This is a genomic window from Falsirhodobacter xinxiangensis (genome assembly GCF_004959935.1).
Lineage (GTDB): Bacteria > Pseudomonadota > Alphaproteobacteria > Rhodobacterales > Rhodobacteraceae > Falsirhodobacter > Falsirhodobacter xinxiangensis.
Map to the genome: position 1 here is coordinate 100,203 of NZ_SMYN01000001.1, position 21,735 is coordinate 121,937.

At 65.1% G+C, this 21,735-nt stretch carries 20 protein-coding genes and 1 riboswitch; of the genes, 16 read left to right on the top strand and 4 right to left on the bottom strand.

Features of this window, described 5'->3' with window-relative positions:
• Window positions 1-29 precede the first annotated feature (29 nt).
• Window positions 30-215, top strand: a riboswitch (cobalamin riboswitch).
• A gap of 71 nt (window positions 216-286) precedes the next feature.
• The 8 genes from E2K76_RS20720 (at window position 287) to E2K76_RS00580 (ending at window position 9,282) form a co-directional block, all read left to right on the top strand.
• A complete protein-coding gene (locus tag E2K76_RS20720) occupies window positions 287-2,134 on the top strand; it encodes a TonB-dependent receptor plug domain-containing protein (RefSeq protein WP_136682291.1) in 1,848 nt (615 codons plus the stop codon).
• Window positions 2,128-3,102, top strand: a complete 975-nt coding sequence (locus E2K76_RS00550; RefSeq protein WP_246032844.1) for a FecCD family ABC transporter permease — start codon at window positions 2,128-2,130, stop codon at window positions 3,100-3,102. Before E2K76_RS20720 ends, E2K76_RS00550 begins: the two co-directional genes overlap by 7 nt.
• Window positions 3,099-3,773, top strand: a complete 675-nt coding sequence (locus E2K76_RS00555; protein WP_136682296.1) for an ABC transporter ATP-binding protein — start codon at window positions 3,099-3,101, stop codon at window positions 3,771-3,773. The genes E2K76_RS00550 and E2K76_RS00555 overlap by 4 nt, the downstream gene beginning before the upstream one ends.
• 14 nt (window positions 3,774-3,787) lie before the next feature.
• Entirely contained in the window at window positions 3,788-5,005 is a 1,218-nt protein-coding gene (locus E2K76_RS00560; RefSeq protein WP_136682299.1) for a glycerate kinase type-2 family protein, read from the top strand.
• A 73-nt stretch (window positions 5,006-5,078) separates the two neighbouring features.
• Complete coding sequence (locus tag E2K76_RS00565) at window positions 5,079-6,380, top strand: extracellular solute-binding protein (protein ID WP_136682301.1); 1,302 nt, start codon at window positions 5,079-5,081, stop codon at window positions 6,378-6,380.
• A gap of 65 nt (window positions 6,381-6,445) precedes the next feature.
• Complete coding sequence (locus E2K76_RS00570) at window positions 6,446-7,369, top strand: carbohydrate ABC transporter permease (protein ID WP_394343920.1); 924 nt, start codon at window positions 6,446-6,448, stop codon at window positions 7,367-7,369.
• A gap of 4 nt (window positions 7,370-7,373) precedes the next feature.
• Complete coding sequence (ugpE, locus tag E2K76_RS00575; RefSeq protein WP_136682305.1) at window positions 7,374-8,216, top strand: sn-glycerol-3-phosphate ABC transporter permease UgpE; 843 nt, start codon at window positions 7,374-7,376, stop codon at window positions 8,214-8,216.
• Window position 8,217: 1 nt separating this feature from the next.
• Window positions 8,218-9,282, top strand: a complete 1,065-nt coding sequence (locus tag E2K76_RS00580) for a sn-glycerol-3-phosphate import ATP-binding protein UgpC (RefSeq protein WP_136682307.1) — start codon at window positions 8,218-8,220, stop codon at window positions 9,280-9,282.
• On the opposite strand, the gene E2K76_RS00585 is transcribed toward E2K76_RS00580, so the two are convergent.
• The 4 genes from E2K76_RS00585 to E2K76_RS00600 all read right to left on the bottom strand — a co-directional run bounded on the left by E2K76_RS00585 (window position 9,279) and on the right by E2K76_RS00600 (window position 14,725).
• Window positions 9,279-11,711, bottom strand: coding sequence for an EAL domain-containing protein (locus tag E2K76_RS00585; protein ID WP_136682309.1), 2,433 nt, complete (start codon window positions 11,709-11,711; stop codon window positions 9,279-9,281). The two genes, E2K76_RS00580 and E2K76_RS00585, sit on opposite strands and share 4 nt — an antisense overlap.
• A 98-nt stretch (window positions 11,712-11,809) precedes the next feature.
• On the bottom strand, window positions 11,810-12,514 hold the full coding sequence (locus tag E2K76_RS00590; RefSeq protein ID WP_136682311.1) for a sugar transferase: 705 nt from the start codon (window positions 12,512-12,514) through the stop codon (window positions 11,810-11,812).
• Between the two features lie 160 nt (window positions 12,515-12,674).
• Window positions 12,675-13,802, bottom strand: coding sequence for a glycosyltransferase (locus tag E2K76_RS00595; protein ID WP_136682314.1), 1,128 nt, complete (start codon window positions 13,800-13,802; stop codon window positions 12,675-12,677).
• Window positions 13,799-14,725: a glycosyltransferase family 2 protein gene (locus E2K76_RS00600; RefSeq protein WP_220432148.1), complete on the bottom strand. Its 927-nt coding sequence runs from the start codon at window positions 14,723-14,725 to the stop codon at window positions 13,799-13,801. Before E2K76_RS00600 ends, E2K76_RS00595 begins: the two co-directional genes overlap by 4 nt.
• On the opposite strand from E2K76_RS00600, the gene E2K76_RS00605 reads away from it, so the two are divergent.
• The 8 genes from E2K76_RS00605 (at window position 14,679) to E2K76_RS20225 (ending at window position 21,726) form a co-directional block, all read left to right on the top strand.
• A complete protein-coding gene (locus E2K76_RS00605; RefSeq protein WP_136682316.1) occupies window positions 14,679-16,016 on the top strand; it encodes a glycosyltransferase in 1,338 nt (445 codons plus the stop codon). The two genes, E2K76_RS00600 and E2K76_RS00605, sit on opposite strands and share 47 nt — an antisense overlap.
• 1 nt (window position 16,017) lies before the next feature.
• Complete coding sequence (locus E2K76_RS00610) at window positions 16,018-17,472, top strand: oligosaccharide flippase family protein (RefSeq protein WP_169053166.1); 1,455 nt, start codon at window positions 16,018-16,020, stop codon at window positions 17,470-17,472.
• Window positions 17,473-17,567: 95 nt separating this feature from the next.
• Window positions 17,568-18,608: a hypothetical protein gene (locus E2K76_RS00615; RefSeq protein WP_136682320.1), complete on the top strand. Its 1,041-nt coding sequence runs from the start codon at window positions 17,568-17,570 to the stop codon at window positions 18,606-18,608.
• Window positions 18,605-19,396, top strand: a complete 792-nt coding sequence (locus tag E2K76_RS00620) for a glycosyltransferase (RefSeq protein WP_136682322.1) — start codon at window positions 18,605-18,607, stop codon at window positions 19,394-19,396. Before E2K76_RS00615 ends, E2K76_RS00620 begins: the two co-directional genes overlap by 4 nt.
• A 1-nt stretch (window position 19,397) precedes the next feature.
• Window positions 19,398-20,786: an O-antigen ligase family protein gene (locus tag E2K76_RS00625; RefSeq protein ID WP_136682324.1), complete on the top strand. Its 1,389-nt coding sequence runs from the start codon at window positions 19,398-19,400 to the stop codon at window positions 20,784-20,786.
• An 86-nt stretch (window positions 20,787-20,872) separates the two neighbouring features.
• Window positions 20,873-21,454, top strand: a complete 582-nt coding sequence (locus E2K76_RS00630) for an RBBP9/YdeN family alpha/beta hydrolase (RefSeq protein WP_136682326.1) — start codon at window positions 20,873-20,875, stop codon at window positions 21,452-21,454.
• Window positions 21,454-21,579, top strand: coding sequence for a hypothetical protein (locus E2K76_RS20950; RefSeq protein WP_281280674.1), 126 nt, complete (start codon window positions 21,454-21,456; stop codon window positions 21,577-21,579). The genes E2K76_RS00630 and E2K76_RS20950 overlap by 1 nt, the downstream gene beginning before the upstream one ends.
• A 3-nt stretch (window positions 21,580-21,582) precedes the next feature.
• Entirely contained in the window at window positions 21,583-21,726 is a 144-nt protein-coding gene (locus E2K76_RS20225; protein ID WP_169053167.1) for a hypothetical protein, read from the top strand.
• Window positions 21,727-21,735 lie beyond the last annotated feature (9 nt).

The following is a 21,735-nucleotide window of genomic DNA, read 5'->3' on the forward strand; positions in this document are numbered from 1 at the left end:
CAAGCCTTGACTTGCAACTGCGTCGGGATCATCAGCGAAGACGCTTCGGTGCCGGGGAGACCCGGTGAAAAGGGAATGCGGTGATACCGCAGCTGCTCCCGCAACTGTCGGCGGAGAGCGCGGGCCACAAGACGCCACTGGGCATCCGCCCGGGAAGGCTGGCCCAGCGCACCGACCCGCCCAGCCAGGAAACCTGCCGGCGCGATCACCCTTTCCCGGTGCGGGGCGCGCCGAGGATGCGGCCCGTCCGCGAGTGGTGACACCCATCCACGCGGAGAGACCGACCATGAAGACATCCCTGACCGCCATCCTTGCCGCGCTGGCCGCCCCCGCCGCCGCACAGGACATCCTTCTGCCCCCCATCGTCGTCAGCGCCGGGCTGGAGCCGGTCGCAAGGGATCGCACCGGCGCGGACGTGACCGTCATCACCGGGCCAGAGATCGAGCGCAGCGGTGACACGCGCCTGATCGACGTGCTGGGCCGCGCGGCGGGCATCTCGATCCGCAGCACCGGCCCGATGGGCACCACTGCGGGCCTGACGCTGCGCGGGGTGCCGCAGACCGGCGTCGCCGTTCGGATCGACGGGATCGACGTGGCGGACCCCTCGAACACGCAGGTCGCCTTCGACTTCGGTGCGCTGACCACGCCCGGCATCGGACGGGTGGAGATCCTGCGGGGCGCGCAATCGGCGCTCTATGGCTCGGAAGCCGTGGGCGGCGTCATAGACATCCGCACCCACCGCAGGGCCGAAGACGGGATCGAACAGCGGGCAGCGGTGGAATATGGCAGCTTCGCCACCGCAAAGCTCAGCTATGGCTTCGCGGCGAAATCCGGGCCGTCCGACCTCGCGATGACGCTGTCGCACATCCGCAGCGACGGCTATTCCGCTGCCGACGACACCCCCGCCACCCCAAACCCCGAGGATGACGGGTTCGAAGCAACGCGCCTGTTCTTCGCGGGCGGGCATGAGGTTGGGGCGGGAAGGCTGGAAGTGTCGGGCTTCGTCGAACGCTCGCGTTCAGAACTGGACGAATTCGGCCCCACCGACGGCACCCCGGACGAACGAGGCCATGCCACTACCCGCGGTATGAGACTGGCCTATTCGTTCTCGATCGGCGTGGTGGACAATACGCTCGAATATGCGTTCTTCGACAACGATCGTCAGCTGCGGGGAACATATGATTACGAAGGAGTGCAATATCCTTCGAATCAGGATTATGTCGGTCGCCGCAACAAAATAGGTTACCTTGGCGGCGTCGATCTGAGCACGGGGCGATTGACGTTCGGGGCTGATCGGACCAAGGAGTCCTATTTCGTCGACAGCGGAACACCAGACGGTCACGACGACGCGACGAACGGCGTTTATGCCGAATACAGTATCCCATTAACCCCGGGTTTTGACTTTTCTCTGTCGGTGCGGCGCGATCACCATTCTCGTTTTGGCGCATATAAAACCGGCCGCATTTCCGCGATATGGCGTCCGACCGAAAATACCATCATTCGCGCCAATGCCGGAAGCGGCTTCCGCGCGCCATCGGGTTACGAGCTATATGCTCCCGCTTACGACCCCATCTCTCCCGCGCCGGGAAATCCTGACCTTGGACCGGAGAAAAGCCGCACCTACGATCTTGGCATTGAACACCGCGTCGGCGCTGCGACCCTTGGGGCCACCCTGTTCCGCGCCGACATCCAAGACATGATCGACTATTCCTTCGCCACCTCCACCTACATCCAGCGCGCTGGCGATGCCCGGCGTCAGGGGATCGAGCTTTCTGCCACTTATGATGTGAGCAAAGCAGTGGTGACGGGCAACTACACCTATTCCGACGCGCGGTCGGATTCGCAGCTGGACAGTTCCGCATGGCAGGCGACGACGCCGCGCCACATGCTGAACCTTATCCTCGCCGGCGATCTCGCGCAGGGCTGGTCGGGCGAGGTCGCGCTGCAACATGCGGCGGACCGCGAGGGGCTGGACGATTTCACAGTGGCGGACGCGACGCTGACCCGCGATTTCGGCAACGGAACCGAAGCCTATCTGCGGGTCGAAAACCTTTTCGACGAGGATTACCAGCTGGTGCGCGGATACGGCACTGCCGAACGCTCGGCCTATCTGGGCGTCCGTCGCACGTGGTAAGATCGCTGATCCCCGTCGTTGCGGTGCTGTTTCTGGCATCGCTGCTGATCGGCCCGGCGGGGATCGGGCTGCGCGAGGCTCTGCTTGCGCTTGGGTCGGGGCAAGGCGGGGATATTGCGCTGATCATGCGGGAGATCCGGCTGCCGCGGGCTCTTCTGGGCGTGATGGTCGGCGGATCGCTTGGCTTGGCGGGGGCGGCGATGCAGGGTTGGCTGCGCAACCCGCTGGCGGAGCCGGGGCTGATCGGGGCGTCGTCCTCGGCGGCGTTGGGCGCGGTGGTGGCGCTGCAATCGGGGCTGGCGGCGGCTTTTGCGCTGGCTTTGCCGCTGATGGCGCTGGGCGGGGCGCTTGGCTCGGTCCTGCTGATCGCGGCGTTGGCGGGGCCGCGGGGTTCGGCGGTCGTGCTGATTTTGGCGGGGGTTGCGGTGTCGGCCATCGGGGCGGCGCTGACCTCGCTGCTGCTCAGCCTGTCGCCAAACCCATATGCCGTGGCCGAGATCGTGTTCTGGATGATGGGATCGCTGGCGGATCGTTCGATGGTCCATGTCTGGCTGGCACTGCCGGTGATGGCCTTTGGCGCGGCGCTGCTGGCGACGACCGGGCGGGGGCTCGATGCGCTGACGCTGGGCGAGGATGCCGCCGCCACGATGGGCATTCCGATGCGGCGGTTGCGGGTCTGCCTGATCCTTGGGACGGCATCGGTCGTGGGGGCGGCGACGGCGGTGGCGGGCGCGGTCGGCTTCGTCGGGCTGGTGGTGCCGCATCTGCTGCGGCACTGGGTGCAGGGGGTGCCGTCGCGGCTGCTTCCGGCCTCGGCGCTGGGCGGGGCGGCGATGGTGTTGGCCGCCGACATCGCGGTGCGGCTGATCGCGCCCGACCGCGATCTGAAGCTGGGAGTGCTGACGGCGCTGGTCGGGGCGCCGCTGTTTCTGCACCTGATCTGGAAGATGCGGAGGGGCGAGGCATGATGTCCATCGACCTTTCCGTGCCGGACCGCCTTCAGGCCACGCTGACCGTCGCGCAGGGCGAATTCGTCGGCCTCGTCGGGCCGAACGGCGCAGGCAAGACGACGCTTCTGCGCGCATCGCTTGGGCTTTTGCCTGCCACGGGGCGGCGCGATCTGGCGAAGGCCGCTTTCCTGCCGCAGATGCGCGAGATCGCCTGGCCGATGCCGGTGGAGCGGATCGTCGGACTTGGCGGCGCGGGTCCGGCGGCGGTGGACCGCGCCATCGCGCGGATGGAGCTTCAGCCCCTGCGTCATCGCCGCGCCGATGCGCTGTCGGGTGGCGAGCAGGCCCGCGTGCTGATCGCCCGCGCCTTGGCGCAGGAGGTGCCGCTGCTGCTGGCGGACGAGCCTATCGCCGGCCTCGACCCTGCCGCCCAGATCGCCGCGATGGAGGTTTTCACCGCCAAAGCGCAGGCGGGCGCGGTCGTCGCCTCGATCCACGATCTGGGGCTGGCGGCGCGGTTCTGCACACGGCTGGTGGTGCTTTGCGGCGGGCGGATCGTGGCGGACGGGCCGCCTTCGGTGCTGACGCCCGATCTGCTGGCAGGCGTCTTCGGTATTCGCGCATGGTTCCGCGACACCGAGGAAGGCCCGGTCTTCCAACCTCTTTCCCGCGTGGCTACTCTGCCCTGAAACGGGAGGGGCGGATGGACGAACGGGCATTTCTGGAACGGGTCTTCAGGGCGGGGATCGCGGCGGCGGACCCGGCGCAGGTGCTGGTACGGCATCTGCCCGAACGTCCCAAGGACCGGGTGGTCGTGGTCGGTGCGGGCAAGGCCGCCGCGTCGATGGCCCGCGCGGTGGAGGCGGCATGGCCCGATGCCACCGGCGTGGTCGTCACCCGCGACGGACATTCCTGCGAAACGTCGGGGATCGAGGTGCTGGAAGCCTCGCATCCCGTTCCCGATGAACGATCCGAAGCGGCAGCGCGGCGGATGCTGGATGCCGTGCGGGGGCTTGGGCCGGACGATCTGGTGCTGGTGCTGATCTCGGGCGGGGGGTCGTCGTTGATGGCGCTGCCTGCCGAGGGGCTGACGCTGGCCGAGAAACAGGCGGTGAATCGGCAGCTTCTGGCCTCGGGGCTGGGGATCGGCGACATGAACCGGGTGCGGCGCAGATTGTCGGGGATCAAGGGCGGCAAGCTGGCGCTGGCCGCCGCGCCGGCGCGGGTGGTGACGCTGGCGATTTCCGACGTGCCGGGGGACGATCCGCGGGCCATCGCCTCGGGCCCGACCGTGTTCGATCCAGAGGCTTCGGCGGACCTGTCGGCGCTGGTGGACCGCCTGCCGGATCTGCCCGAAGCGGCGCGCCGCCTGTTGCTGGCGACGCCTGCGCCCGTGCAACCGTTCGAGGCCGATTACCGCATGATCGCAACGCCCATGATGGCGCTGGAGGCCGCCGCGCAGGTCGCGCGGGAGGCAGGTGTCACGCCCCTGATCCTCGGCGACGCGCTGGAGGGCGAATCCGCCGCGCTGGGCCAGATGATGGCGGGCGTCGCGCGGTCGGTTCTGGATCACGGCCATCCCCTGCCCCGTCCCGCCTTGATCCTGTCGGGGGGCGAGACGACCGTGACCATCGGCGCTGGCAAGCCGGGGCGCGGCGGGCGGAATACCGAGTTCCTGCTTTCGCTGGCGCTGGCGAGGCTGCCGATCTTTGCGCTGGCGGGCGATACGGATGGCATCGACGGGACCGAGGATGCGGCGGGCGCGATCGTGACGCCGGACACCCTGACACGCGCGCCGGATGCCGCGCGCGCGCTGGCGGCGCATGACAGCTATAGCCTGTTCGCGCGGCTGGGCGATCTGGTCATCACGGGGCCAACCCTGACGAATGTGAACGATTTGCGCGCGATATTGGTCACATAAACGATACGAAACCTTCAACTGCGCGACATGAGGGGTCGGTAACGCGTCGGTCAACCACTCCAGAGGGACTGACATGAAAACCACGGCCTCCATCGCGCTTCTGGCGCTCGGCTTCTCCTCGGTCACGGCGACCGCGCAATCGACCGGCATCACCTGGTGGCACGGCATGGGCGGCGCCAACGCCGAGGTCATCAACCAGCTTTCGACCAAGTTCAACGAATCCCAGTCGGAATGCGCGATCACCCCGGTGTCGAAAGGCACCTATGAGGAGGCGCTGGCCTCTGGCATCGCGGCGTTCCGTTCGGGCGAACAGCCGAACATCCTGCAAGTGTTCGATGCAGGCGCTGCCACGATCATCAACGCCCCCGGCGCCGTCATCCCGGCCGAGGATCTGATCGTCGGCGCGGGCCACGAGTTCAACCGCGATGCCTTCATCGAAGGCGTGCGCTATTTCTATGCCGACAGCGAAGGCAAGTTCGTGGGGATGCCGTTCAACTCCTCGGCGCCGATCATGTATATCAATACCGAAGCGTTCGAGAAGGCCGGCGTCGCCGCGCCGAAGACGTGGGAAGAATTCGAAGCCGCCGCCCCCGCGCTGAAAGAGGCGGGCTATATCCCGATGACCGCCAGCCAGCTGACCTGGCAGTTCACCGAGAACTTCTTCTCGCGTCACAACATCCAGTTCGCGACGAACAACAATGGGTATGACTCGGTCGAGGGGACCGAGATGAACCTGACCGATCCGAACCTGATCCACATGTTCGAAAAGCTGGCCGAATGGAAAGACGCGGGCCTGTTCGCCTATTACGGCGCGGGCTGGGCGGACAACCAGACCCCGTTCGAACAGGGCAAGGTGGCAATGTGGATCGGATCGTCGGGGTCGTTCGGCGGGTTGCAGAAGACGGCGACGATGCCCTTCTCGGCCACCTTCCTGCCCTACTGGGCCTCGGTCGAAGGTGCTGGCACCAACACCTTCATCGGCGGCGCGGCCCTGTTCGCCATGTCGGGCAAGTCGGATGCGGAAAACGCCTGCACGGCCTCGTTCTTCCAGTTCCTGACCTCGCCCGAGATCCAGAAGTTCTATCACCAGGCTACCGGCTATGTCGCCATCACCGAAGCCGCCTACGAGCTGGCGAAATCGGAAGGCTACTATGAAGAACAGCCGGTTGCCGAGGTTGGCATCCAGCAGCTGATGCTGCCGTCGGGCGACTGGTCGAAAGGCTACCGTCTGGGCTTCTATCCGCAGATCCGTTCGATCATGGAACGCGAATACAACCGTATCTTCGCGGGTGAGACGACCGTTCAGGAAGCGTTCGAGACGATCAAGACCGAAGGCGACGCGCTGCTGGCACGTTTCGCACAGACCGCAGGCTGATCCTTTTAAGGCACTGACTTCGGGCCCTCCCTCGCGGGGGCCCGTCCCTATTGATGGAGGGATCGTTGACCGCAATTTCCGCAAAACCGAAGGTGCAGGCAGAGCCGGCCAAACGGGTGCAGTTCGACAATGCGCTGCTGCCGTGGCTGTTCCTGCTGCCGCAGCTGGCGGTGATCGTCGTCTTCTTCTATTGGCCGTCGGTGCAGGCGGTTCAATCGTCCTTCTTCATCGAAGACCCGTTCGGCTTCGGATCGACATTCGTGGGCATGGCGAATTATGCCGACGCATTGGCCAGCCGCGAATACCGCCGCATCGCAAGCTTCACCGCGGTGTTCACCGTTCTGGTCACGTTCCTTTCGCTGGCGATCGGCCTGCTGCTTGCCGTCAAGGCCGATGCGGTGATCCGGGGGGCCAGCGCCTACAAGACGCTGCTGATCTCGGTCTATGCCATCGCGCCGCCGGTGGCGGGGTTGATCGGGATGATGTTCTTCGACATGCATATCGGCCCCTTCGTGCAGATGGCCGCGTGGTTCGGCTGGAACATGCAGGTGGGGCTGAACTATTTCGACACCGCCTTCGCGATGGTCTTCGTGTCGGTGTGGAAGCAGATCCCGTATAACTTCATCTTCTTTTTGTCCGGCCTTCAAGCCGTGCCGGTTTCGGTGCGCGAGGCGGCCTTCATCGACTGCAAGAACGGCTGGCGCAGGTTCCGCACCGTGACGCTGCCGCTGCTGATGCCGACGGCGTTCTTTCTGCTGATCATCAACATCACCTACGCCCTGTTCGATACGTTCGGGATCATCGACGTGATGGTGAAGGACAAGCCCGCGAACAACCCGATCACGCTGGTCTACAAGGTCTATAACGACGGGTTCCGCGGCAACGATCTGGGCGGATCGTCGGCGCAGTCGGTGATCTTGATGGTCGTCGTCTTCGCGCTGACCATCGTGCAATTCCGCTTCCTTGAAAAACGCATCCATTACGGTTGAGGCCATGCATCGCACCCGACCCTTCGACCACCTGATCCTGATCATCGGCGCGGCGCTTCTGGTGCTGCCGGTGGTCGTGGCCTTCATGACCTCCACCTATACCGCCGCGCAGATTCACACGGGCGGGCTTCAGATCCTTCCGGGCGGCAACTTCACCGAGACTTACTCCAAGGTGCTGACCCAGAAGGGCGGCTTCACGGGGCAGATCACCGGTGCGCGAATGCTCATGAACTCGATGATCCTTGGCATCGGTTTCGCGCTGGGCAAGATCGTGCTGTCGATGATGGCGGCCTATGCCATCGTCTATTTCCGCTTCCGCTTCGCCACGATCATGTTCTGGGTGATCTTCACCACCCTGCTGCTGCCGCTGGAGGTTCGGATCATGCCGTCCTATGGCGTGATGTCGCAACTGGGGCTTTTGAACAGTTATACCGGGCTGATTGTGCCGCTTCTGGCCTCGGCCACGGGCACCTTCTATTTCCGGCAGTTCTTCAAATCCATTCCCGACGAGCTGCTGGAGGCCGCGCGGATCGACGGCGCGGGACCGTTCAAGTTCCTCATCGACGTGATCGTGCCGCTGTCGAAGACGATGATCGCCGCGATCTTCATCATCATGTTCGTCTATGGCTGGAACCAGTATCTGTGGCCGATGCTGATGACGACGGACGAGTCGTTCTTCACCCTGATGCGCGGCATCAAGTCGATCCTGCAGGTCTGGATCGGATCGCAAATCCCCGACTACAACGAGGCCTTCGCTTTGGCCGTGCTGGCGATCATCCCCCCCGTCGCGGTGGTGGTGATCTTCCAGCGCTGGTTCATCAAGGGCCTGACAGAAAGCGACAAGTGACATGGCATCCATTGCAATCGAAAACGTGGTGAAAACCTATGCCGGTGGCAACACCGCCGTGCACGGGGTCAGCATCGACATTAAGGATGGCGAGTTCATCGTGTTGGTTGGCCCCTCGGGTTGCGGGAAATCCACGCTGCTTCGCATGGTCGCGGGGCTGGAGTCGATCTCGGGCGGGGATGTGCGGATCGGGGATCGCAAGGTGAACGATCTGGACCCCGCCGACCGCGACATCGCGATGGTGTTCCAGAACTACGCCTTGTATCCGCACATGACGGTTCGCGAAAACCTCGCTTACGGCCTGAAGAACCGCAAGACGCCGAAGGCCGAGATCGAGGCGCGGGTGGCCGAGGCCGCCCGGATGCTGGAGATCGGGCAGTATCTGGACCGCAAGCCTCGCGCGTTGTCGGGCGGACAGCGGCAGCGCGTCGCGATGGGCCGCGCCATCGTCCGCAAGCCCGCCGCATTCCTGTTCGACGAGCCGCTGTCGAACCTCGACGCCAAGCTGCGGGTGACGATGCGGGCCGAGATCCGCAAGCTTCAGAAGCGGCTTGGCACCACGTCGATCTATGTCACCCACGACCAGTTGGAGGCGATGACGCTGGCGGACCGTCTGGTGGTTCTGAACGCGGGGCGGATCGAGCAGATCGGCGCACCGCTGGAGATTTATCACAAGCCCGCATCGACCTTCGTTGCCAGCTTCATCGGGTCCCCGGCGATGAACCTTGTCGATGCGCGGGTCGAAGGTGGGATGCTCTGGTTCGGCGGGGTTTCGGTGCCGCTGGCAGGCGCGCAGGGTCCGGTCACGCTTGGTCTTCGGGCCGAGGATCTGCGCCTCGCCGCCCCGGGCGAAGCCGCCGTGCAACTGCGGATCGAGCATGTGGAGGAGTTGGGCGCCCAGCGGCTGGTGCATGGCATGGTCGAAGATCAGTCCCTGACCATCGCACTGTCGCCCGACATCCCGCTGACCGATACGCTGCCTATCGCCCTGCCCCGCGAAAGGCTGCATCTGTTCGACGCAGTCAGCGGCAAGCGGATCGAGACCCGCGTGCCGGCCTTCGCCTAGGCCACCTTGCCGGGGCTGAAAAGCTCCGGCAGCAGTTCCGGCGCGGTGGGGCGGCCAAGCAGGAAGCCCTGCGCCTCGTCGCAGCCTTCGCTTTGCAACAGGGCAAGCTGGGCCATCGTCTCGACCCCCTCGGCCAGAACCGGCACTTCGAGGCTGCGGCCAAGGGCGAGGATCGCGCGGATGATGGCCTTCGCCTGCTTGCTCGTCTCGACCTCGCGCATGAAGGATCGGTCCAGCTTGATCTTGTCGAAGGGGAAGGCGCGAAGCGTATCCAGCGAAGAATATCCCGTGCCGAAATCGTCGATGGCGATGGTCACGCCCAGATCCTTGATCTGGCGCAGCGCATGCAGGGCGCGGGCCTTGTCGGCGATGATCGCGCTCTCGGTCACTTCCAGCTCCAGCCGCCAAGGGGCAAGCCCGGTTTCGGCCAGCACATCGCGCAACATTTCGACCAGCGCGCCATTGCCAAGCTGCACGGGCGACAGGTTCACCGCGATGCGGAAATCGGCGGGCCAGCTCGCGGCCTCGCGGCAGGCGGTGCGCAGCACCCATTCGCCGATGGGAAGGATCGCGCCGCATTCCTCGGCCAGCGGGATGAACTCTGCCGGAGAGACGGGCCCGCGCTGCGGATGGTTCCAGCGCAACAGCACCTCGTATCCCGTGGTGGTTCCCGTGCTGACGGATTTCTGGATCTGGTAATGCAGGTGCAGTTCGTTGCGGTCGATGGCCTGCCACAGATCGCGCGCCAGCGTTCGACGCTCGCGCGCCACCTCGTCCATCTCGGCCTCGTAGAAGCAAGTGTTCTCGGACAGCGAGCCCTTGGCGCGATACATTGCCATGTCGGCATTCGCGATCAGCTTTTCTGCGCTGCCCGCATCACCCGGAAAGATGGCGACGCCGATGCTTGCCCCGACCGACACGTCGTTCCCCTCGATCAGCATTCGGGCCGAGATCGCCTGATCCAACCGTTTGATGAAGCCGTGCAGGTCGGCATCGTGGCGGAATTCGATGAAGGCCGCGAATTCGTCTCCGCCGAAACGCGCGACGAACTCGCCCGATTGAAGCGCCCCGGCCATGCGTTCTGCCGCCAGCCGCAGCACGGCATCGCCCACCGAATGACCAAGGTGATCGTTGATCTCCTTGAAGCGGTCGAGGTCGATGCCCAGCACCGCCACCCGGTTCCCTTCGGCCGTCGCCGTATCGAGCGCCCATGCGATGTTGTCCGAGAAGCTGGCCCGGTTGGGCAGCCCCGTCAGCGTATCGTGCCGCGCCATATGGACGATCTGCTCCTCGGACCGGCGGCGTTCCGAGATGTCTTCATAGGTGGACACCCAGCCCCCATCCGGCACCGGGCGATGGACCACGCGGATCGTGCGGCCGTCGCGCATGTCCTGCACGATCTCGGCCTCGTGGCGCAGGGACCACAGGTTGCGATGCGCCGTCAGAAAATCCTCGATGCCGTCGCCGCCCAGATCGGCGCGATGGGCCATCTCTCGGGCGACATCCTCTTGCGTCGGATGGGGCGCGGACAGGCCCACGATCTCTCGCAGCCGGTCGTTCGCGATCAGCAGCCTGCCCCCGGCATCGAACAGTGCGAGGCCCTGGCTCATATTGCCCAGCGCCAGTTCGAGGTTGCGGCGCAATGCCGCGAGCCGTTCGGCATCCTCGCGCTTGCGGGTGTCGTCATGGGTGATCTTGGCAAATCCCAGATGGGCGCCGTCATCGCCATGGATCGGCTCCACCAGCACCGAGGCCCAGAATCGACTGCCATCCTTGCGATACCGCCAGCCTTCGGCCTGAAACTTGCCCTGCCGCAGCGCGGTTTCCAGCGCCCGTTCGGGCAGGCGCGCCAGCCGATCCTCGGCCGAGAAGAAGCGCGAGAAATTCTCGCCGACGATCTCCTCGGCGGTGTATCCCTTGTTGCGCTCCGCCCCGGCGTTCCAGTTGGCGACGTTGCCCGACGGATCGAGCATGTAGATGGCATAGTCCGTCACGCTTTGGATCAGCAGGCGCAGGCGGCGTTCCCCTTCGACCGCGTGGCGCAGCGACAGCTCTGCCGCAAGCATATTGGCCGGATCGCGCAGGATCAGCACCTCGGTCCGCCAACCCGCAGGGCGCAGCGCCGCATCCACCGGGCGCGGGCCGACATCGGGGCGTTCCAGCTCCAGCCGGACCACCTGCCCCTGCGCCGCGCGCAGCCGTGCCATCATGCCGGGGTTCAAATCGCGCCAGCGCCGCCCTGCAAGATCGTGAAAGACCCGGTTGCCCGCAACGGTGCGCCCCATGACGACAAGCGCAAGCCCCTCGGTCGACAGGTCGGCCATCCGCGCCTTGCGCCATGCCCCCAAGGCGACCGTTCCGGTCGCGAACATGGCGGCAAGCGCGCCGAATGCTTCTGGATTTTGTGCGATGGACAAAAGAGCAGGCATGATGTTCCCGGTTGCGCGTTCAGCCGCGACATTCGGGATCAGGTGATGAAGGAGCTGTTTATTCCCTCATCACCCCATGCCTGAAAATATCTAAACTTTTATTTGCCCGTGGCGTTCACGACCGAAAAGCCGGTCAGGAAAATCAGGCGCAGGTCCAGCGCGAAGGTCATCTCGCGCTCGTATCGCACGTCAAGCTGCACGCGGTCGTCATAAGACAGCGCATTGCGCCCGGTGGCCTGCCACAACCCGGTCACGCCCGGACGCACGCATTTATAGGACGCCGCGTGCTTGCCATAGCGCAGAAGCTCGTCCGGGACGACCGGACGCGGGCCGACGATGCTCATCTCGCCCCGGAAGACGTTCCAAAGCTGGGGCAATTCGTCCAAGCTGGATTTGCGCAGGAAACGGCCCAGCGGCGTGATGCGCGGATCGTTGTCCAGCTTCTGATGTTCGGCCCATTCGGCGGCGGCGGCCTCATCCTCGCGCAGCAGCTTCTGCAGCCGCGCTTCGGCATCCATCACCATCGACCGGATCTTGACGCAGCGGAATATCCGCCCGTCGCGCCCGACCCGCTGCTGAAGGAAGAACGGGTTGCCCCCGTCCAACGCGACCATCGCCGCAAACAGCGCCACCACCGGCGCGATCAACGGCAGAAGCAGCAGGCAAAGAGCAAGATCGAAGATGCGCTTGCCGATTTCACGATAGGAAAATTTCCGTACCGATCCGGGCAAAAGGGCCTCGGTGGTGTCCACACGCGACACTTCTTGCGCGGACGTAACGGATGGCTCGTCAAGGACGGTCATTCGGACACCCTGAAAACTGGTAAATACACTTTAACTTTTCTTAGACACAGGCCGCACAAAGTCAACTAGGGCCAAACAATTATTCGCAGGTGCAGCGATTAATCGCGCGATGCCAAATCCATTCAAATCGGAGATTGGCATAATCTCCTGATATCAATGGCTAAGCACAGTCGCGTATATTCATTCGTTCTTGCAAAATGGGAAGATCCCTGCCCGTCATTTCGATATAAAGTTGAAGGATCTGGGAATTCATTCGCGCTGCGGTATATCTGTCGTGGAATCGCAGCGTTCCCTTTTGCCCCATCGCCGTCAGCGCCTCGCGCGTGGTGCTGCGGATCGCGGCGGCGATGGCCTCGGCATCGCCCGGCGTGAACAGACGCCCCGTTTCACCCTCGCGCACGATGTCCTGCAAACCGCCCACCCGGCTGGCGAAGACTGCGGTCCCCGCCTGCATCGCTTCGATCGCGACAAGGCCGAACCCCTCCCACCGCGACGGCACGAGGAGCACATCCGCCTCGCGATAAAGATCGAAAACGCGCTCGCGCGGCTGCCAGCCCAGAACCTCCACATTCGGGGGGATGCTGACCTGATCCGCGGCGACGATGGCCCGCCCGATGGCGATTCCCCGCGCGGCATCCCCAAGGCGCCGCATCACCTCGCAATAGGTGTCGAAACCCTTTTGCCGGTCGAACCGGCCTGCAAAGGCGATCTTGAGCGGACCTTCGCGCCGGATCGGTGCGGCGGCGGGGCGCGGGGTCACGCCATTGTCGATCACCACCAGCTTGCGGGCGGGCAGACCGGCAGCCAGCGCCTCCTCGCGCTCGTGCTCGGAAATGCAGATGATGCGGTCGCAGCCCAGCGACAGCACCCGTTCGGCCAGCGCCAGCGCACGGTTCAGCGCGGGTTTCCCCTCGCGCAGGAAAGACCAGCCATGCGGGCAATAGACGATGCGCGTGCGGCGCGGGATCAACGGTCGGCAAAGGCGGACCATCGCGCCGGCGAAGGTGGAATGGACGTGCAGCACCTCGGGCCGGATCGCCCGTGCCTCGCGCACGGTCAGCCGCGCAAGGCGCAGAAGCCCCATGACCGAGCCGCGTTCATGCGCAAACGGCACAAGGCGCAGCCGCGTGCCCTTTGCGCGGTCCAGCGCCGGCAGGTTGATTTCAGGCGTGACGAGCGTGACCTCCTCCAGCGGGCTGTCGCCCTGCGCGGCCAGAACCTCCTCCAGATACGCAACGACGCCGCCAAGCGGAGCTTCGGTCACATGCAGGACGCGGCGCAGGGTCATGCCGACGCCCTCCGCCGCACCACCCCGTCGCGCAGGCGGCCATAGGCGCCCGGCGCAATCCCGCGCAGCAGCAGCGTTCCCGCGCGCGGCGCCGAAAGCCCGCCCGTCGCAACGGCACGGCACAGCATTCCGACCGCCCGCAGCGGGCTTTTGCGCATCAGCCCCGGCGCGGCATGGCGGGCCAGAAACCCCGCCTGCGCCCTGCGCGACATCAGCCCCCGTGCATCCCGCGCCCAGCGCAGCACATGATCCGGCGTCACGGTATAGCTGAGCCGCCCGACCGGCGTATCGTCATACCAGACGACCTGCGCCCCCGGCACCATGCGGAACCTGCCGCCAGCCGCTTCCAGCCGCAGGCAAAGATCCAGATCCTCCAGCGTGCGCAGTGCGGGGTCGAAGCCGACCTTCAGGAACAGATCCCGCGGAATCACCAGCGTCGAAGTCTGCATCAGGCCGTCGGAGGCGAACAGGTAGTCGCCGACACGCTCGCCTTCGGCAATCGGGCGCTCCGGCTTCAGAAGGCGGTTCCCGTCACCCCGGTGGAACCAGAGCGGCGAATACCAGCAGACCTCCGACCCGGTAACGCCGATCGCCGCGTGGAAAGCGGACAGTTTGCCCGGCAGAAATTCATCATCGGAATCGAGGAAGGCGATATAGCGCCCCCGCGCCTCGGCCCCTCCACGGTTGCGCGCGGCAGAGGCACCCGCATTGTCCTGCCGGATGTAACGGATGCGAGGATCGCCGAAAGCCAGCACGGCGCCCCGGGTATCGTCGGTCGATCCATCATCGACGATGACGATTTCGAAATCCTGAAAATCCTGGGCCAGGCACGAACGGATCGTGCGACCGACAAGTGATTGCCGATTCCACGCCGGAATGACGACCGAGAAAAACGGGGCACCCGTCACGGCGGTGCTGTCCATATCAAAAACCACTTTAAATTGCGGCTCTTACTGCCGCGTCACCAACCAACAGAGATCATCACGACCCCGGGCGAAGCAGAACACCCGAATCGAGTTTTTTTCAACCCTGCTCTTGCCTTTGGGCGATGGCGGTCCTTGTGCCGTCGCCGTGATCGCTTTACCTTGGGCGGGGCAGCTTCATGCCAAGTGTTTACCAGTTCCGCCTCCTCCTGTTTTGCCCGAGGTCCGTATTTTGCGAGTTTCAGAACCTGCCGCCCCCCTTCTTTCCGTCGTCATTCCAAGCCGTAACCGTTCGCGGCGGCTGTTGACCGCGATCCGATCCGTCCAGCGCCAATGCGGCAGTGCTGCGGAAATCATCGTCGTCGACGATTTTTCCTCGATCGACATGACGGCGACCTATGCGCTGCTGGAAAGCCTTGGCGTGCGCGTGTTGCGCCTGCCGGAAAAGCGCAGCGGGTCCTTCGCCCGCAACGTCGGGGTCGAGGCTGCGCGGGCATCGCATGTCAGCTTCCTTGATTCGGACGATGTCTGGCTGCCGGGGCTGTTCGACCGCATCCGCACCTTTGCGGGCGGGCCGGGAAACCGGATCATGTGCGCGGGCATCATGCTCAAGACCGGCGACGGGCTGGCGGCGTTCCATCAGCCCGAATGGCCGGGAAACGGATCGCCGGTCGATTTCATCTATCGCGATGGCGGGCGCATCCAGACGAGCATGCTGACGCTGCCGACCGCGCTGGCGCGCCGATATCCTTTCCGCCCCGAACTTCCCGTCAATCAGGACAGCGATTTCGCCATCCGCCTGTGGCGCGCAGGCGTCGGCTTCCGCATCGACCCGGTGCCCGGCATCGTGAAGGACGAATCGGATGCCGTGGACCGTCTGACGTTGAATCCCGACCTCGTGGACCGTTCGATGGACTGGTTCGAGGCGGTGCGCGCCGATTGGTCGCCCGAGGCCGTCCGCGGCTATTACCTGCGCGACCGGGTCTGGCGTCTGGCCAATTCCGGCCGCCGCCCCGAGGCGTTCCGCGCGCTGGCGATCGGCAGCCTCCCGCCCGTCGCACTGCACGAGAGCATCCGGCTGGGGGTGAACCTGATCCTTGGCCATGACGGGTATGCCCGCCTGCGCCGCGCCGTGCGATCCGTTCGGCCCGACCGCAAGCTGCTTGGTGCGGACCCCGCAAGCGATTGGCTGCGCTCGCTGGACGAGGAAGTGCGCGAGATGCTGGGCATCGCCCCCGCCCGCCCCGACCCCCGCCGCGCGCCGCTGGGCGACATGCGTATGGAAGGCTGAAGTGGCGCGAATCGGCAAGTGGATCGGCCTTTCGGCAGCCGATGCCGGGATACGGCTGGCGGCGCAGCTTGCCAGCACGGCGATCCTTGCCCGCATCCTCATCCCCGAGGATTTCGGCACGGCGCTGATGGCACTGACGGTCGTGACGATGCTGGGCACCTTCGTCAGCACCCCCTTCGAGGAGGCGCTGACCCAGCGTGGGCGCCTTGCGACGGGGCATCTTCGCAGTGCGCTGCTGGTCTCGCTTCTGGCCAGCGTCGCGATCATCGCCGTTCTGGCGATTGCGGGGCCGCTGATCGCCCGCGCGTCGGGAGTGCCATCGCTTGCGATCTGGATGCCGGTCGCGGCGCTGTTCCTGATTGCCCAAGGTCCGGGCAGCATCGCGCGCGCCATCTGCCGCCGTCAGGGACGATTCGACAGCATTGCGGTCTGTCAGGCGGCCAGTGCGGTGATCGGCTGCGCCGCGGCCATCGTCGCAGCGCTGGCGGGGATGGGTGTCTTCGCGCTGATCCTGCAACGCATGCTGCCGATCGCGCTTTATCCGGCGCTGTCGATGATCGGGTTTTGGCTGCGCGGGCGGCAGGCATGGCTGGTTCCCAGCTGGGATGGAAGCCGTTTCCGCGAGATCTTCCGCTTCTCGGGCCTGCGCCTGACGGACGAGGTCATCCGCGCGATGATGCCGACCACGCTGACCTTCATCGTCAACGCTTGGTTCGGCACCGCCGTGCTTGGTCAGCTGAGCATCGCGATGCGCCTGGTCGAACCGCTGCGGTCGGCCATCGTCAGCGTGGGGCACAACCTCGTCTTCTCGATCCTCGCGCCGCTTCAGAACGACCCGCAGCGCCTTGGCGCGACCGCCGCGCGCACCGTCGCCAATGTCGCGTCGGTCGGCGTTCCGGTCTTCCTCGGCATCGCGATCTGCGCGCCGCTGCTTCTGCCGCTGGTCGTCGGACCGGGATGGGAGGGCGCGGCGGATCTGTCGCGCGCACTTTGCGTGGCGGCGGCGATCTCGGTCCCCTTCCGATACCTCTATACCGGGTTCGGCGCTCTGGGCCGGCCTGAATACAACATCATCGGCAGCACGCTTGGCCTGATCGTCACCATCGTCGGCATCTGGACGGCCGCGCGGATGGGCACCGTGCTGGGCGTCAGCTTCGCCCTGATCCTGACCGAGCTTTCGATGGCGGTCCTTGCCGTGTTCCTGATGCAGCCGATCGCGAAAAAGGGCCTGTGGCCTGCGCTGCTTCTGGTGCTGCGAATCTGGGTTGCCGCCACGCTCATGGTCTTCGCGTTGGAGGCGTTCTGGCTGCGCAGCGGTCTGTTCTCGGGAGCGCCGATTCTGCTGGTTCCGATCGTCGTGACCGGCATGGTTCTCTATGCACCGCTGCTTTGGGCCCTGTGCAACCCGTGTTTTCAGGTCCTTCAGTCAACTTTCCTTCGCCGTGGCAGATCGTGACGCTTTGCGGCGGCGCAGAAATCTGCCATATTCCTGCCCGTAACCAGTTCCCCGCGCCGCACGGCGTCGGTTTTGCCAAGTAAACGGATTTCGACATGCAGCATACGCGTCGCGGAGCGGAGGAGATTTTTGCGCAGCCGGTCGCTGCCCCTCCGCAACAGCCCTTCACCGCCCTTGACCTTCTTGCCTCTGCTGGCCGCCACTGGTGGCTGATCGCGCTTTTGGCGGGCGGCCTGGGCTATGGCGGGTTCCACGTCGCCTCCAAGATGCCGGAGCGATTCCGCGCCGAAGCGGTGCTGGTGTCCGACGCACGCCGTTCGGGCATCGTCGAACTGGATGGCGAGCCGATCACCGGGCTGGAAGACGGCGCGGCCACCGGCACGATCGTGGAAACCATCAGCTCCAACATCGTGATCCGCCGGGCGATGGCAACCCTGCCGCCCGAAACGATGACGAAGCTGCGCGATCTTTCCGGCCTCGTGAAGCGCGAGGCAGAGGGGCTGCCCCCCGTCGCGGACGAAGCCGCGCATATCGCTCGCTTCATCGGCCGCAGCCTGGAAGTGGAAAACTCGGGCCGGTCCTATGTCGTGAACGTGCGCGTCACCTCGACCGATCCGGTCGTTTCGACCGAATTGTCGAACGCCATCGCCCGCGCCTATGTCGATTATCGCAGCCAGATCCGGCGCGAGACTTACGAACGGATGCTGTCCAACACCTCGGGCGAGGCGGAGGTGCTGCGCGAAAAACTGCGGGCCGCGGAACACCGCGCCCAGACCGCGCGGGAACAGGTGCAGCTTCTGACGCTGAACTCGCGCGGGATGACCCGCGACGCGCAGAACCGCGCGATCGAGGAAAGCGCCGCCCTTTTCGCCACGCAGCGCGAGGCGGAACGCGATGCCGCCGCGCAGGCCGTCGTCTATGAACGCCTGCTGCTGAACCAGAGCGAGCTGCAAAGCCAGATGCAGACGCCCGAGTTGAACGTCCAGCTTTTCGCCGATGCGACCGTGCCGCTGGCGCCGTCGGGGATGAATCCCAAGCCGGTGCTGCTGGCGCTGGGCGTGCTGGGCGGCGGGATGCTGGCGCTGTCCTTGGGGCTGATCCGTGACGGGCTGCGCCGCCGCAAGGTGCGCGCATGACCGCCCGCGTTTGCGTCCTGATCCCCGTCTGGAAGGACCAACCCGGCCTCGACCGCACGCTGGCCACGCTGGCAAAGGAAACGCTGCCGCTGGATATCGTCGTGGTGGATGACGGATCGCCGACCGCGATCGCCGCCGCGCCACTGGCCGGACCGCATCGCGTGACGCTGCTGCGCCTGCCGCAGAACCGGGGCATCGAACATGCGCTGAACGCCGGGCTGGAGCGTATTCTGGCGCAGGACTATGCCTATGTCGCGCGGCTCGATTGCGGCGACGTGCCGCTTCCGGGTCGGCTGGATCGGCAGGTGGCGCTGATGGACGCCGAATCCGATGTCGGCATGGTCGGCACCTGGGCGCGCTGCGTGGATGATGACGGCAAATACCTGTTCACCCTGCGCTTTCCCACCGATCATGCGGCGATGGTGCGCAAGCAGCGTTATGTCCCCGCCCTGCTGCATCCGACCATCATGATCCGCACGGCGGCGCTGCGCCAGATCGGCCTCTACTCCGACCGCTACAAAACGGCCGAGGATTACGACCTGTTCGTCCGCATGGGCCGCAAATGGCGGTTGGCGAACATCCCCGAGGCGCTGACCGAATATATCGTCAGCGACCAGGGCACGACGCAGGCGAAACGCAAGCGCAACCTGATCGCGCGGCTCCGGGTGCAGAAGGACAACTTCTCGGCCTTCGATCCGCATGCTTGGCTGGGCGTGGCGCGGACGATGCTGTTCATGGTCATCCCCTTCGGTTGGATGATCCGCGCGAAAGCGGTGCTGTGGAAGTAGCATGATCGCGCTTTCGGCACCCCAGACCCTGCCCGACCTGCGCAGCCGGACGCTTGCCGGCTTCCTTGTCGCGCTTTGCGTGGTGATGACCGCGTTCAACGACATCCCCGCCATGCTTCCGGCGGGCGAGCTGTCGTCGGACGCCTTCGTCTATGTCTTTCCGCTGCTGACCCTGTGCCTTCTGTGGCATCCGGGCCGGGTGGAGGTGCCGACCTTCTTCACCATATTCGCCATCGCGCTGGTGGGCACGATCCTTGCCGGGATCTGGGCGAATATCGACACCATCGCCACCGCCGATTTCAAAGGGCGCAGCGGCAAGGGGCGGGTCATCACCCAGTCCATGTCGGTCGGCTTCGGTCTGATGGTGATGCTGGTCTTCTACAACGCAATCATCCGAGGATATGTGGGCGCGCTGACCAAGGGCGCATTCATCGCCGTGCTGGTGATGGCGGGCTTCGGCGTGCTGGAGATGTCATACTGGTATGGCATTCCCGGGCTCGCGCAGGTGCACGAGGCACTGTCGGGCTTCTTCCACGCCACATCGGGACTTTTTTATACCCAACGCCTGCGCGCCACCGCGTTCGAAGTGTCGTGGACGGCGGTGATGCTGACCTTCCTGTTCCCCTTCGCGATTGCGGGCACAAAGCGGACGCGCGGGACGGTGCTGATCCTCGGGATCGTGGTGGTGATGACGGTGCTGGCCTCGTCGCGGACGGCGATGCTGGTGGTGGGGCTTCAGATGATGATGCTGGCCTTCGTCATGCTGCGCCGCAGGCTGGACCTGATCGTGCATATGGTGACGGCGGGCTGCATCGCGCTTATGGTGCTGTTCATCATCCCCGGCGTGGGCGAAAAGCTGGGCAGCGACATCGCCAACCTGATCGAATACGGCAGCGCGGACGGCAACATCGACGGCGGCGGCACGGATCGCGAAAACACGTCGAACATCACGCGGCTCGCCTCGATCCGGGTGGGGGTGAAGCTGTTCCACGAACACCCGATCCTCGGCATCGGGCTGGGGCAATATGGCTTCTACTATCCCAGCTATATCGACGCTGCCGACCTGCGCAGTTACGAGGTCAGCCAGTTTCTCATCATCGACCCCGAGGATCTGTGGCCCCCCACCTATTCGATGCATGTGCGGCTTCTGGCCGAAACCGGCATCGTCGGCTACGCGATCTGGCTGGGAACGATCCTGATCTTGCTGCTGCGTGCGCTGCGCCGCGCCTCGGCCAGCACGCTGATCGGGCGCATCTATCTTGCATCCGCGATGACGCTTCTGGGCTGGCTGCTGCTGGGCGTCAGCATCGACAGCTTCCGCTTCTTCGGCGGCTGGATCGCGATCGCGGTGGTGCTGGCACTGCCGCGCATCGAGGGGCGCCTTCGATAGAATAATATTCTCCTGACCTGCCGAACTTTGGCAACCTTTATCACGACTAACCTGATAGGGTTTTAGGGTAACCAGAGGAGAATGACATGTCCAAGACACTCATCATTCCCGGCCTTGACGGCTCGCCCGCGCCGCATTGGCAGCATTGGTGGGCGATGACCGACCCGACCGCCCGCATGGTGGATCAGGCCGATTGGTCCAAACCCCAGCCCGAGGCGTGGGAGGCCGAGATCGCAGGCGCCGTGCTGCAACATCCCGGCGCGATCCTTGTCGGTCACAGCATCGGCGCAATCGCGATCACGCGGCTTCTGGCCCGTTGGCCGCAGTTGGATGTCGGCGGCGTGCTGCTTGTCGCCCCCGCCGAGCCGGTCCATGACGACCGCCTTGCACGTTTCGCACCTATCCCTGAACGCCCGCTGCGGGTTCCGGCGACCGTCGTCGCCAGCCGCAACGATCCGTGGATGACCTTCACCCGCGCATCGAAACTGGCAAAGGCCTGGGGTGCCGAACTGGTTGATCTGGGATTTGCAGGGCATATCAACGTCGATAGCGGCTTTGGCCCGTGGCAGCGCGGTCTTGCCCTGCGCGACTCGCTTCGCGAACGCCGCAGCTTCGTGCCGACCCCCGCGACCGAACCGCTTTATCAACGTCGCGGGTGGGCGTTCTGATGCGCGTCACGCTTTCCCCGCTTGTCGCATTCCTTCTGGGCTATGCCGTGCTTCTGGGCGTGATCGTCTCGCCCGGCTCGTTCGGCACCGCCAGTTCCGCCATGCATTCCATTGTCGAGGATTGATCAATGATGTTCGTCCCCTACGATCCGGGCACTGCCCTTCTTCTGTCGCACGACCATGACGAGGAACCCCCGCTCGCCTTTTCCGCCGGGATACTGGGCTTTGCGGTCACGCTGCTTCTACTGTTGGGAACGGGCATCATCGGCTGAATTGTCGCG